We start from the raw sequence: 13,084 nt of genomic DNA on the forward strand, positions 1-13,084 counted from the left end.
CCATCGGGAGCTGACGCGAGTACTCTGATCGCGAATTTGTGCAGAGAGGATTCACATGAAGCGGATGGCGATTGGTGTGGCGACGGTTATTTCGCTGCTTGCAACGAGCGCGATGGCCGCCGACCTGACGGCGCCCAAGCCCTACGTCAAGGCGCCGCCAGTTGTCGCGACTGTCTATAGCTGGACCGGTTTCTACGTCGGCGGCAATATCGGTTATGGCTGGGGCCGGTCGCGCAACTCCGAAACCATTTCGAATCTGGCAACGGGCGCCGCGCTGTTCACCAACACGTCGAGCAACGATGTCAATGGCGTGATCGGCGGAGGTCAGGTCGGCTATAATTGGCAGGTCCAGAACTGGGTGTTCGGCATCGAAGCCGACATTCAGGGCAGCGACCAGAAGGGCTCCAGCAATCTTGTCTGTGTGGGCTGCGCGAACGACGGCTCCGATATCACGTCTACCCTGACTCAGAAGCTGTCTTGGTTCGGTACCGTACGCGGCCGCGCCGGTGTTCTCGTCACTCCGAACGTCCTGCTCTATGGGACCGGCGGCCTCGCCTACGGCGAATTCAAGACCGGCGGTAGCATCACCGGAAACGGCGTAGGCGGCGTTCCCGTCACGGTGGTCTTCCCGGGCGCTTCGTCGACGCAAGTCGGTTGGACCGTGGGCGCTGGCGTTGAAGGCAAGATCGGGGGCAACTGGACGGCGAAACTCGAGTACCTTTACATGGATCTCGGCTCAGTCAGCGCCGGACCGATTGCGACGACCATCCTGGTCCCGCGGCGGACCGACGCCGGCGTTTCCTACTCCTCGGCGTTTCGCGACAACATCCTCCGTGTTGGCGTCAACTATCAGTTCGGTGGCGGCCCGGTCGTAGCGAAGTACTGATTCCGTTCTGAAGTCCTGCTGCAAAGCCCGGCCCGCGCCGGGCTTTGTCACTTGAGCCGTTGCATCTCGCGCCGCCGCGCGCATGCGTGCTCGCGGGTGGGCATCAAGATGCTGGTGGGTTCAGTTGATGTGTCGAGCCCATATGGCCTTCACACGACTTTTGCCTGGCGCAGCCCAGCAATCTCATCGGCGCTGAACCCGAATTCGGCGAGCACCTCGTCGGTTTGCTCGCCGAATTCCGGCGGCCGCGCCACCATCGTGCTCGGTGTGCGCGACAGCGTGACGGGCTGGCCGACCAGGCGAATGTGGCGGTTCTCCGCATTCGGCACGTCCTGCGCGATGCCGAGATGGCTGACCTGCGCATCAGAGAACATCTGGTCGATCGAGTAGATCGGCCCGCAGGGCACGCCGGCCTCGTTGAGCTCCCTGACCCAGGTCTCGGTCGGTTTCGCCACCGTGCGCTTCTCGATCTCGGCGTTGAGCGCATCGCGGTTCTTCGAGCGCGCGGGCGCGGTCGCGTAGTCCGGATTGGCGACGAACTCGGGCGCGCCGATCGCCTGCGCGCAGCGCTCCCAGATCCGTCCGCCGGTGGTGGCGATGTTGATGTAGCCGTCGGAGGTTTTGAATACGCCGGTCGGAATGCTGGTGGGATGATTGTTGCCGGCCTGCTTGGCGACGTCGTTCTCCATCAGCCAGCGCGCGGCCTGGAAGTCGAGCATGAAGATCTGCGCCTGCAACAGCGAGGTCTGCACCCACTGGCCCTCGCCGGAGACGTCGCGCTCGAGCAGCGCGGTGAGAATGCCGATGGCACAGAACAGCCCGGCGGCGAGATCGGCGACCGGAATACCCGCCCGCATCGGACCGCCGCCTGGCGCCCCCGTGATCGACATCAGCCCGCCCATGCCCTGCGCGATCTGATCGAAGCCCGGCCGCTTGTGGTAGGGCCCGTCCTGGCCGAAGCCGGAGATGCTGCCATAGACCAGGCGCGGGTTGATCGCGCGCAGGCTCTCATAGTCGATGCCGAGCTTCTTCTTCACGTCGGGGCGGAAATTCTCGACCACGACGTCGGCCTTGGCGGCGAGGCGCTTGAACACCTCGAGCCCCCTCGCGTCCTTCAGATTGAGCGCCATCGCCCGCTTGTTACGGTGTAAATTCTGGAAGTCCGCCCCGTACCGCGGTCCACCCGGCTGCTCGCCGCCGACCTCCTCCGTGAGGGCGTCGATCTTGATGACGTTGGCGCCCCAGTCCGCGAGTTGTCGCACGCAGGTGGGACCGGACCGGACGCGGGTCAGATCGAGCACGGTAAAGCGCGACAGGGCCTGTGAGGCATGCGGGAATGGCATTTGTGCGAGCTCCGGAGCGAATTGCGCGCCTACCATAGTGCCCAACGATCAGGCGGCAAGCCTCGCAGGGCGCTGGTGTCGTCGGCGAAAAACGTGGGGCGGACGTGCGATGGCGCCCGGCTCAGCGCGACAGGCGCTTCAGGTCGGCGCGAGCCTTCTGCGCGAGCGGGTCATCCCCGTGGCGGGCAATGAAGAGTTCCAGCGCCTCGGCCGTTCCCTTTCGCCGAGCAAGCTCGTACTCCTCGGCGACGGCAATGGAGGGATCGCGCGCGGGCGGCATGATCGCTGCGCGCCCGGGTTTCCCTGCTTCCTGCGCCTCGGCTTTGCGAACCATGACAGGCTGTCCTTCCAGGAGCAGGTGATCCGGGCTGACGAGCGCGGCAAGGGCTACGAAAAGGCCGGCCGCAGGGCGGAACGGTCCCATTGGTTACCTCAAAATTGCTGCAGCAGTCTCGTCCGACCCCCTGTAAACACAGGGAGACGAATTAACAAGTCGTTATCAGGGGGGCTTCGCGCAACCTACCCAAATTAAACTAAACGTATAAAAACAAGGCCTAGAATCGGCGGGGCACCCCCGAATCGGGCATGTGCTCGGCGTTCCCGGGAGAGGATCATTGGCTACCGCGGTCACTATCGGCGCAACCGGCAATGCCGACATCGATGGCATGCTGTCCGGTTATGAATGGACCGGCACGATCACCTACAGCTTTCCGGAATCCTCGAGTGACTATGCGGCCGGCTACGGCAGTGGTGAGCCGACCACCTCGGGTTTCTCGCAGGCGCCAAGCCAGATGCAGGCGGCGATCAACTACGCGATCGGCCTGATCCAGGGTTACACCAACGCCACCATCAGTTACGCCGGCACCAACGGCGCGGACATCATGGTTGCGCAGTCGCCGGCCGCCAATCCGACATCGTACGCCTACTACCCCGGAAACTACGTCGAAGGCGGCGATGTCTGGTTCGGAACAGCCTACAATTATTCGCTGGCTTCGCTCGGCAACTATTATTTCACGACTGCGCTGCACGAGCTCGGTCACGCCTTCGGCCTGAAGCACAGCCAGGAGACCGGCGGCCCCGCCAATGTCGCGGTGCCGACTGCGCATGACGATTCCGAATACACCGTCATGAGCTATCGCAGCTATGTCGGCGGCCCGCTGACCGGGTACACCAACGAGGCCTATGGGTTTCCGCAGACCTATATGGCGAACGACATCCTCGCGCTGCAAACGATGTACGGCGCGAACTACACGACCCACAACGAGAACACCGTCTATACCTGGAGCCCGACCACCGGCCAGGAATTCATCAACGGCGTCGCGCAGCTTGCGCCGGGCGGCGGAGCCGGCGGTTCGGCCAACCGCATCTACGAGACGATCTGGGATGGCGGCGGCGTCGATACCTACGACCTGTCGAATTATACGACGAACCTGACCATCAATCTCAACCCCGGCGCATCGTCGGTGTTCTCGACCACGCAGCTGGCCTATCTCGGAAACGGCCACTACGCGGCGGGCAACGTCTACAACGCCTATCTCTACAACAACGACGCCCGGTCCTACATCGACAACGCAATCGGCGGCACCGGCAACGACACGCTGATCGGCAATGCGATCGCGAACACGCTCAATGGCGGTTCGGGCAACGACACTATCACCGGCGGCGGCGGCAACGACACCATCATCGGCGGCGCCGGCACCGATACCGCGGTGTATTCGGGCAACGAGTCCAACTACGCCATCACGTACAATTCGACCACGCAGACCTTCACGATTAGCGATCAGCGTTCCGGCACCCCCGACGGCACTGATACCGTCACAGGTGTCGAATATCTCCAGTTCGGCGACGGCACGGTCGCCAGCTCCACGCTCACCACGAGCATCATTGAGGTTCGTGGCGCGACCGAGCTGTTCCAGTCCGGTAATGAGTACTTTCTCAATCCGGTTGCCGGGGGTACGGGACCGACGCTTCAACGCGGCGGAGTCGCCGTTTCTGCCGGGCAGTTCGCGCCTTGGACGCCGATCGGTGCGGAGAAGACCTCAACAGGCTACGACATCGCCTGGAAAGTGCCGGGTGCGGATCAATACACGGTCTGGAGCACCGACAACAGCGGCAACTACATCGCCAATATCATCGGCGTGGTTTCGGGCTCCAGCTACGCGCTGGAATCGCTTGAGACCACGTTTCAGCAGGATTTGAATGGCGATGGCGTGATCGGCGTCGTGACCAGCGTGATCGAGGCATCCGGCGCAACCAGCCTGACGCAAGTCGCCAACAACTACTTCCTCTATCAATCGGGCTCAGGCCCTGAACTGATGCGCGGCGGTGCGCCAGTCTATTCTGGCCAGTTTGCATCGTGGGTGCCGATCGGCTCCGAACAGACGTCAACTGGTTACGACGTGGCTTGGAAGGTCCCTGGCGCGGATCAGTACACGGTTTGGAGCACCGACAGCAGCGGCAACTACATCGCCAACATCATCGGCGTGGTATCCGGATCCAGTGACGCGCTTAAGTCCCTCGAATACACCTTTCACCAGGATCTCAATGGTGACGGCGTTGTCGGCTATCCGAGCATTGACTCGGCCGGCACCACCAGTTTGACGCAGGTCGGCACTAATTATTTCCTTTACGACAACGGCGTTGGTCCAGAGTTGCTGCGCGGCGGCAGTCCCGTCGTCGTCGGACAGTTCGCGCCGTGGGTTCCGATCGGCGCCGAACAGACTTCAAGCGGCTACGATGTGGCTTGGAAGGTGCCGGGCGCGGATCAGTACACGGTTTGGAGCACCGACAGCAGTGGCAACTACATCGCCAACATTATCGACGTGGTGTCGGGCACCAGTGTGGCCCTGGAATCCCTGGAGACCACCTTCAATCAGGATTTGAATGGCGACGGGACCATCGGTGTGGTGACCGCGGTGATCGAGCCGAACGGCGCAACCAGCCTGACGCAGATCGCCAACAACTATTTCCTCTACCAGTCAGGCGCGGGGCCCGAATTGCAGAAGGGGGGGGTCGCGGTGGTCGCCGGCCAGTTTGCGCCGTTCGTACCCATCGCTGCCGAGAAGACCGCAACCGGCTATGATGTGGCTTGGAAGGTGCCAGGGTCAGATCTTTATACCGCCTGGAGCACCGACAACAGCGGCAACTATGTCGCCAACATCATCGGCGCGGTGTCGGGATCCAGCGTTGCACTACAATCGCTGGAAACCACTTTCCACCAGGACTTGAACGGTGACTCCATCATAGGAGTCGTGCTCGAGTCCGCCGGCGTTACGAAGTTAACTCAGGTCGATAACAACTACTTCCTTTACAACAGCAGCGGCGTGGGGCCAGAGTTGCAGAAGGGAGGTACGGCCGTTGTTGTGGGGCAGTTCTCTCCCTTTGTTCCGATCGCCGCGGAGCAGACGTCGACTGGTTATGACGTGGCGTGGAAAGTTCCGGGTTCGGACCTGTACACGGCCTGGAGCACTGACGCCAACGGCAACTACACCGGCAATATTATCGGAGCCGTGTCGGGATCGGACGCCTCGTTGGAAGCACTTGAGACGACGTTCCACCAAGACATCAATGGCGATGGCGTGATCGGTGCTCCCACTGCTACCTCGCCGGCTTATGTCGCAGCCGTGGGCGCTGACGGATTTGTATTTGCGCCACAACCGACTGTTGCTCCGACCAACAACTCAGCGGTTGAATTATTGCTGGATCAGCAGAGTTCTTTCGCGTCTCTTTCAGCATGGGAATTCGCGCGTGAAAGTGCACAGGCGACTGTTGCAAGCGTTACCGACGTCCATCTGGATGCGCTCTTCCACGATTGGGCCGCCAAGTTCGCTGATCTGCATGTGAATGGCTTCTTGCTGCGCTGAGCCAGCGCGTTGCGCGAGCTAAGTCGCGGCTTCTCCTCAGCTTTCGGCCTAAGCCGGGGCTTGCCTTGCTGGACAGCCGGATTGCGATGATCTAAGCAAGGGGCCTCGCTCCTGCAGCGTGGGATGAGGAGCCGTTAGCTTCGGATGCTGAACAACTTGGTCGGAGGGATCCGGTGAAGTTGACGGGCAGCACGTCGTAGCTGCCGCGCTTCGGTCTTCGTCTCGAGATTGATGTGGCTGGATCGTGCCAGAGATTTCCGTCGTCGCCCCCGTCTACAATCAACGCGCGCAGACGCTCATCGAGCTCGTCCGAAGACTTTCGCTTGTAATTTCTTCCATCACCGACGATTTCGACATCATCCTGGTCGATGATGGGAGCGAGAACGACGCTTGGTCGACGATCGGGGCAATGGCGAGCGCCGATCCGAAGGTAAGGGGCGTTCATCTTTCGCGGAACTTCGGCCAACACGTCGCCATCACAGCGGGTCTGGACTACGCCGACGGCAATTGGGTGGTAGTGATGGACGCCGACCTCCAGGATCGGCCAGAGGTCATACCCGAGCTCTATGCGAAGGCGCAGCAGGGTTACGATGTCGTGTTTGTCAATCGCGCGCGGCGTCCGGAGTCTTTGTTGTACCGGTCGCTGGCCGCGACGTTTTATCTCGTGCTCAATGCGCTGTCGGGGCAGGACTACAATCGTCTACAAGGCAATTTCTCGATCGTCTGTGCCGACGCAGTTCGTGCATTCAGGCGGGTGCGCGAGCCCGGCCGATTCTATGGCGGCATTCTGCGCTGGGTCGGCTTCAGGCATGCCAGCATCACGGCCGAGCACGCGGCTGCGGATGGCGGCCAGACCAGCTACAATTTTCGCAAGCGGGTTCGTTTTGCCACCAGCCTGATCGTGAGTTTCTCGACGCGACTTCTCTATATTTCGATTTTGATCGGTCTCATGATGGCGATATGCAGCTTCATTGCAGCGGCCATCATCGTCATCGAAAAGATACGCTACCCGGACTATCCGTTGCAGGGTTGGCCCAGCGTGATGACAGCCATATTCTTCACCGCGGGTGTCACCAACGTGGCAATCGGATTCACTGGAATCTACATCGGGCAGATTCTTCAGCAAACCAGAGGCAGGCCGCTCTACGTCGTTGCCGCAACGACGTCAGGGGTGGCGCCCATACGGTGACAACGATCATGAAATTCAGCGACGACCAAATACGCGAGTTCTGGCGTAACCAAGCGGTCAGCTATGGCGACGACCATCGCGCCTCCTGGACGGACATCCATGCTATCAACCTCGAGATCGGGGAGATCTCCAGGCGGTTGCGCGACGGCATCCGTGTGATCGACATCGGCTGCGCAAACGGTTTCTCTACCATCAGCTACGCTCAGCGCTTCCGGATCGACATCAAGGGAATTGACTACATTCCCGAGATGATTGCGGCCGCCAAGGATCGCCTTGGCGCGCAGTCGAAGCCTCTGGTGGGCACGGCCGCGTTCTCCGCCGGAAACATTCTGGCATTGGAGGAGCCGGATGAATTCTATGACACCGCCGTCGTGACACGTGTCATCATCAATCTGGGCCATCGTGACAAGCAGATCGCCGCGATTCGCGAGGCCGCAAGAGTGGTTAAGAGCGGCGGAACACTGCTAGTGTCGGAAGCGACGCGGGAAGGGTTGCAGCGTTTGAACGCCTTTAGAGCGGAATGGGGCCTCGGTGCCATCCCGGAGCCGCAGTTCAATAATTACGTGGACGAGGAGTTGATGCGCACGGCGGCGTCCGACCTCGTCGATCTTGAGGAGATATCGAATTTTTCCAGTACCTATTTCGTCGGCACTCGCTTATTGAAGCCGCTGCTCGCCGGGCTGCTCGGCGACAGGGTTGATCCGTCGCTGCCCGACACGGAATGGAATCGCTTTTTTTCGCTTCTGCCGGCGGGAGGCGACTACGGCACTCAAAAACTGTTCGTTTATCGTCGAAAATAGAAGTGGCGGAATTCGGCGACCTTCCAACCACTTCAGCAGATGTCCCTGTGCGGCACGTCGTCCCGTCTCGCGAACAGCTCGACGGAAATGCAAATAAATCGAAAACTGAATGAACCTCCCTCCGGTTGCGTCGACGAATGTTAGCGCTACACTAATTGTCGGAAGGTGATGGCGATCGTCGTGGAAGGCAAAACTTGCAATTCGTAGTGCCTGGCGCGACTAGTTGTAGTTCTGATAGCGATTGCTGCGGGGGGAGAATCAGACGATTTTCGAGTGATGTAGCTTGGGTGACCAGACTTGGTCACCCGAGAGTGTACGTGCGCAAACAATTCCAATCACAGCCTTCCAATCACAGTCATCGTCAACAATCACAGTCATCGTCAACAATCACAGTCATCGTCAAATTGTCGCTCCGTCTTTTTCGGCGAATTCAGGAGATTGATCATGCGTCGGATCGCTTGGCTAGCTATGGCCGTAGCACTGTTACTTCCCGTTTTTGCGTCCGCACCCGCCCACGCTCAGGCCACCAGAACCTGGGTCTCGGGCGTCGGCGATGATGCCAACCCTTGTAGCCGCACTGCTCCGTGCAAGACCTTTGCCGGCGCTATCTCGAAGACTGCGGCCGCCGGTGAGATCAACTGCCTGGATCCGGGCGGCTTTGGTGCGGTGACCATCACCAAGTCGATCACGATTTCCTGCGAGGCGGGCACGGCCGGCGTGCTGGTCTCGGGGACTAACGGCATCGTCATCAATGCGGCAACGACGGACTTTATCTATTTGAAGGGCCTGGACATCGAAGGTCTCGGCACCGGTCTGGTCGGAATCAAGTTCTTCACGGGCGCCGGCCTCGTCGTCGATAACTGTGTCATCCGAGGCTTCCAGGCAGGATCGGCGCTTGCCATCGGCTTCAATCCCACCTCGAACGCGACGTTGACCGTGACCAACACCGTCATTGCCAAGAACGGAATTTCAGGCACCGGCGGTGGAATTCAAGTTGCTCCGGGCAACGGCACCGCGACCGCCAACGCGATGTTGAGCCATGTGACGCTTGAGAAGAACAATGTCGGAGTCGCCTCCGTCGGCGCTGGCGCCGCCTCGAACGTTCAAATCTATGAGTCGACGATCAACGGCAGCCTGAACACCGGCATCGTAGCCGCTGGCACCGGCGGTGTGGTTCGGATCGGCCGTTCGGCCATCACGGGAAGCGGCGGTGCTGCGACGAGCGGCAACGTGCTGTCCTATCTCGACAACCAGATCAATGGCAACAATCCGGATACCACGCCGGGTACGGCGGGCGGATACCACTAAGTTCGGCCTACTCTGGGAGAGCTCCGGGCGAACGTCGCCCGGAGCTTTTTTGTGCGAGTGAATTTGTACCCGGCTGTCCGTGAGCCTTGCATGCACTATGGATTCCGCGCTTTCCACGGACTAGTCTTGGTCGTGCATGCAGGGAGCGGGTGGGATGGTGACCGTTGAAGGGCGCAACGCGGGGCTGCACCGTGCGTTTCCATGGCTGTCGACTTTGATGATGGCGCTGGTGCTAGTGCTGCCTGACCCCGCCCAGGCCCAATCGCTTGGTCAAGGTGTCTCCGCGTTCAAGCGTCAGGATTATGTAGCGGCCTCGCGTGTTTTCATCCCGCTGGCCGAGCGTGGCAACGCGGCCGCGCAGTCGCATCTCGGCTACATGTTCGAGACCGGCCGCGGCGTGCCGCAAAACTATGCGGAAGCGGCGATGTGGTACCGGCGGGCGGCCGAGCAGGGTGACAGCCTCGCGCAATACTCTCTTGGGCTGCTCTATGACCGCGGGCTCGGCGTGCCGCGGAACATCATCGAAGCGTCCAAATGGCTCAACCTGTCGACCGTTGCCGCACCGCCACAGGCGCGCGACGCGCGCGCCCGGATCCGTGATGCCGTCACCACCAAGATGACGCGTGGGGAAATCGCCGAGGCCCGCCTGCGGGCCCTGGAATGGGCCCCCAGCCGCGAGCGCTAGCTAGCCGGACCAGAGCGCCAGTCGATCGGACAGCCAAGCCTGGCCCAGCCAGCCGATCCAGATCGCCGGCGCGAGGAAGAGGCCGAACGGCAGGTAAGCGGTTGTGCGCAATGGTTTCTTTTGCAGTGCAGCATTGACGGCATAGGCCGCGATGGCGGATAGCGCCGCCAGCTCGATCACCACGACCACCGTGGTGAATTCGAGCCAGGCGCCAGCGACGGCGGCGAGCTTGACGTCGCCGAGCCCTAGCCCGTCGCGGCCGCGCCAGTGCCGGTACAGCAGCAGCAGGAGCAGGAACGGCAGCGCCACGGTGGCGGCCCGAATGCCCGCCCAGAACACGGCGCTGGCGCCGGTCCCGGCGTCGGGCGGAAGCGCTCCGGCGCGCACCAGGGCGAGGGCAAAGGCTGCAGCCGTCAGCTCGTTGGGAATGAGATAGCGTTGCGCATCGGTCGCTGCGATCGCCAGCATCAGGACGGCGAGAGAAGCGCCGAAGAGGCCTTCCCCGCCGGGCGCGGCGACGAGGCTCGCGATCACGGCGGCGCAGAGCGTCAGGCTGACGAGGAGCCGCAGGTCGCGTGGACCGTTCGCAAGTTCCCCGGTCACGTCCTTCAGCGGGCCGTCTTCGGCGGGACGACGACGACGGGGTCGCTGGTGCCGACCAGGCGGCTGTTCATCTTGGTGCGCATCTCCTCGGCGATGACGTGCGCGTCGACGCCGTCCTTGATGACGGTCGGCCGGATGAACAGGATCAGCTCGGTACGGGCACGGGCGTTGGTCTGGTGCGAGAAGGCGTCGCCTACGCCGGGAATCGAATCGAGGATCGGAAGGCCCTGGCGCTGCTTGTTCTCGGTCTCGCTGATCAGGCCGGCGAGCAGCACGGTCTGGCCGCTCGTCACCGCGATCGAGCTCTTGACGCGGCGCTGCGAGATCGTCGGCGTCAGTGTCGCGCTGCCGGCCGCGACGCTCGAGATTTCCTGCTCGATGTCCAGCACCACGTTGCCGTTGGCATTGGAGCGCGGCAGCACGCGCAGGATGATGCCGGTGTTCTTGTAATCGATGGTGTTGACCACTGTGTTGTTCGCGGTCAGCACGGTCGCGGTGCCCGTCGAGAACGGCACCTGGTCGCCGACCTGCAACGTCGCGGTCTGATTGTCGAGCACCACCAGCGACGGATTCGACAGCACCTTGACGTCGGTGACGTTATGCAGCGCATCGAGGACGACGCGCGGGGAGTTTTCCGAGCCGATCAGGAAATTGAATCCAGGCAGCGCGCGCCCGAGCAGGGCGCCGGCTGCGGCATTGACAGCGTTGCTCTGCGGCTCGATGTTGCTGCCAATCGTCGCGCTGTTGCTGATACCCGAGATGGTGTTGGAAACCGAACCCTTCTGGCTCGCCAGGAAGAACTGCACGCCATAGTTCAGCTGATTGTTCAGCGTCACCTCGGCGATGGTCGCCTCGATCGCGATCTGGCGCTGCGGCCGGTCGATCTGACGGATGGTCTGCTCGACGACGCGCTGGGATTCCTGGTTGGCATAGACCAGCACGGCGTTGTTGGTGACGTCGGCAGTGATCCGCACGTTTTGCAGGACGGCGCTGCCGGGCGGCTTCGAGCCGGAGCCGAGCAGCGAGCCGGAGGTGTTATCCTGGCCAGGCACGCCGCTGGCCGCGGGTGCCGGACGGGCGCTCAGCGAGGAGCCGGCAGGACCGGTGACCGGAGTTGCTGCGCCTGCGGCGGCCGTCGGAAGCGCGCTCAGTGAGGCCACCGGATTGGTGCCTGGACCGGACGAGGACATCGAAACGCCGGAGCCCGGCGAAATCTGGCTCGACGAATTGTCGAGCGAAGAGCTGCTCGTCCCGCTCTGGCTGAAGAGCATGTCGTTCAACAGCGCGACCACGACCTTCGCGTTGCCGTAGCGAAGCGGGTAGGCCTTCATGTTCACGCCGTCGGTATCGGAGCGATCGAGCCGCGCGATCCACACCTGCGCGCGCTTGAGATATTCCGGCTTCTGGCTGACGACGAGGATGGAGTTGAGGCGCGTGATCGGCTGGAACTTGATCATGCTCTGGCTCAGGCCGCCTTCGCCCGAATCCATGATCTTCTCGATCTCGCTGATGACCGGCTCGGGCGAGGAGTTGCGCACCGGGATGATGCCGACCGATTGCCCGCGCATCCAGTCGGCATCGAAGGAGAGAATGGTGTCGATCGCCGACGCGCGATCCGTGCCGCTGCCGGTGACGATCAGCGTGTTGCGCGCGTTGTCGGGACGCATGGTCGACGCCTTCGCGCCGAACGCGTCGAGCAGCTTGAAGATGTTCTGCGCCGAGACGTAGCGTAGCGGCACGACGCTGATGCCCTGGCCGGCCTCGGCCGAAACCGAGCGGTCGATGCCGCCGGGGCCTGCTTCCGGCGCGGGGATGAGGCGATAGCTCGCGCCACGATCACGCACCAGCGCAACGCCGGACATGCGCAGCGCATTCTCCAGCACATAGAGCGCATCGGCCTTTGGAACCGGGCGCACCGAGGCCAGGGTGATGGTACCCTGCACGCGCGGGTCGATCGTGTAGCCGACGTTGAGGACGTCGCCGAGGATGACCTTGGCGACGGTTGCGACCGGCGCGTTCTCGAAATTCAGATCGTAGCCGCCACCACCTCCATCGTCGCGTTCCGCGAGCGCGGTGCCCTGCGGTGTCGATCCGTCGCTGAGATAGATGGCAGGCTTTGACGCCTTGGGCTGGGCAATGCCGCCCGCGCCTGCATCCGTAGTTTGCCGGGGCTCCAGATCCAGCGACCGGATCTTGTCAGCGATGTCCTGGGCGCGCGGGTCCTTGGGGCTGCCCTCGATCGATTGATCGGCGGTGACGATGCACGCCGTCAGCAGGAACGCAGATGACAAAAGGATGAACGTTCCAGGCAACGCTGAACGCAGGCGCGAAAGCGGCTGGACCACTTTGAACAAAGTACGCCTACCAACAGCAAGAGTGACTGGAAATAGCATCCGACCCCCCATGG

At 62.1% G+C, this 13,084-nt stretch carries 10 protein-coding genes; 6 read left to right on the forward strand and 4 right to left on the reverse strand.

Features of this window, described 5'->3' with window-relative positions; all coding sequences use genetic code 11:
- Positions 1-55: 55 nt before the first annotated feature.
- Positions 56-886: an outer membrane protein gene (locus QQL28_RS10770; RefSeq protein ID WP_284264635.1), complete on the forward strand. Its 831-nt coding sequence runs from the start codon at positions 56-58 to the stop codon at positions 884-886.
- Positions 887-1,035: 149 nt separating this feature from the next.
- Here the strand turns inward: QQL28_RS10770 and QQL28_RS10775 are convergent, their stop codons facing one another.
- Positions 1,036-2,229 (reverse strand): CaiB/BaiF CoA transferase family protein, encoded by a 1,194-nt coding sequence (locus tag QQL28_RS10775; RefSeq protein ID WP_284264637.1) that lies wholly within the window; start codon positions 2,227-2,229, stop codon positions 1,036-1,038.
- Positions 2,230-2,350: 121 nt separating this feature from the next.
- Positions 2,351-2,653, reverse strand: a complete 303-nt coding sequence (locus tag QQL28_RS10780) for a hypothetical protein (protein WP_284264639.1) — start codon at positions 2,651-2,653, stop codon at positions 2,351-2,353.
- 190 nt (positions 2,654-2,843) lie between these two features.
- Between QQL28_RS10780 and QQL28_RS10785 the strand changes: the two genes are divergently transcribed.
- From QQL28_RS10785 to QQL28_RS10810, 5 genes are all read left to right on the forward strand, one after another.
- A complete protein-coding gene (locus QQL28_RS10785; protein WP_348522487.1) occupies positions 2,844-6,092 on the forward strand; it encodes a M10 family metallopeptidase C-terminal domain-containing protein in 3,249 nt (1,082 codons plus the stop codon).
- A gap of 244 nt (positions 6,093-6,336) precedes the next feature.
- Positions 6,337-7,281, forward strand: a complete 945-nt coding sequence (locus QQL28_RS10795; RefSeq protein ID WP_284264641.1) for a glycosyltransferase family 2 protein — start codon at positions 6,337-6,339, stop codon at positions 7,279-7,281.
- A gap of 8 nt (positions 7,282-7,289) precedes the next feature.
- On the forward strand, positions 7,290-8,081 hold the full coding sequence (locus tag QQL28_RS10800) for a class I SAM-dependent methyltransferase (protein WP_284264643.1): 792 nt from the start codon (positions 7,290-7,292) through the stop codon (positions 8,079-8,081).
- A gap of 444 nt (positions 8,082-8,525) precedes the next feature.
- Complete coding sequence (locus QQL28_RS10805) at positions 8,526-9,389, forward strand: right-handed parallel beta-helix repeat-containing protein (RefSeq protein ID WP_284264645.1); 864 nt, start codon at positions 8,526-8,528, stop codon at positions 9,387-9,389.
- A gap of 154 nt (positions 9,390-9,543) precedes the next feature.
- Positions 9,544-10,074: a tetratricopeptide repeat protein gene (locus tag QQL28_RS10810; protein WP_284264647.1), complete on the forward strand. Its 531-nt coding sequence runs from the start codon at positions 9,544-9,546 to the stop codon at positions 10,072-10,074.
- Here QQL28_RS10810 and QQL28_RS10815 read toward each other — a convergent pair whose 3' ends face one another.
- Positions 10,075-10,677: a prepilin peptidase gene (locus tag QQL28_RS10815; RefSeq protein WP_284264649.1), complete on the reverse strand. Its 603-nt coding sequence runs from the start codon at positions 10,675-10,677 to the stop codon at positions 10,075-10,077.
- A gap of 5 nt (positions 10,678-10,682) precedes the next feature.
- Entirely contained in the window at positions 10,683-13,070 is a 2,388-nt protein-coding gene (gene gspD, locus QQL28_RS10820) for a type II secretion system secretin GspD (RefSeq protein WP_431309590.1), read from the reverse strand.
- Positions 13,071-13,084 lie beyond the last annotated feature (14 nt).

Source organism: Bradyrhizobium iriomotense (genome assembly GCF_030160715.1).
Taxonomy (GTDB): Bacteria; Pseudomonadota; Alphaproteobacteria; order Rhizobiales; family Xanthobacteraceae; genus Bradyrhizobium; species Bradyrhizobium iriomotense.

What these genes read in the sequence shown, in the direction of transcription:
- gspD (WP_431309590.1), bottom strand. Translation starts at nt 13,070, where the DNA reads ATGCTATTTCCAGTCACTCTTGCTGTTGGTAGGCGTACTTTGTTCAAA.
- QQL28_RS10800 (WP_284264643.1), top strand. Translation starts at nt 7,290, where the DNA reads ATGAAATTCAGCGACGACCAAATACGCGAGTTCTGGCGTAACCAAGCG.
- QQL28_RS10810 (WP_284264647.1), top strand. Translation starts at nt 9,544, where the DNA reads ATGGTGACCGTTGAAGGGCGCAACGCGGGGCTGCACCGTGCGTTTCCA.
- QQL28_RS10775 (WP_284264637.1), bottom strand. Translation starts at nt 2,229, where the DNA reads ATGCCATTCCCGCATGCCTCACAGGCCCTGTCGCGCTTTACCGTGCTC.
- QQL28_RS10780 (WP_284264639.1), bottom strand. Translation starts at nt 2,653, where the DNA reads ATGGGACCGTTCCGCCCTGCGGCCGGCCTTTTCGTAGCCCTTGCCGCG.
- QQL28_RS10770 (WP_284264635.1), top strand. Translation starts at nt 56, where the DNA reads ATGAAGCGGATGGCGATTGGTGTGGCGACGGTTATTTCGCTGCTTGCA.
- QQL28_RS10805 (WP_284264645.1), top strand. Translation starts at nt 8,526, where the DNA reads ATGCGTCGGATCGCTTGGCTAGCTATGGCCGTAGCACTGTTACTTCCC.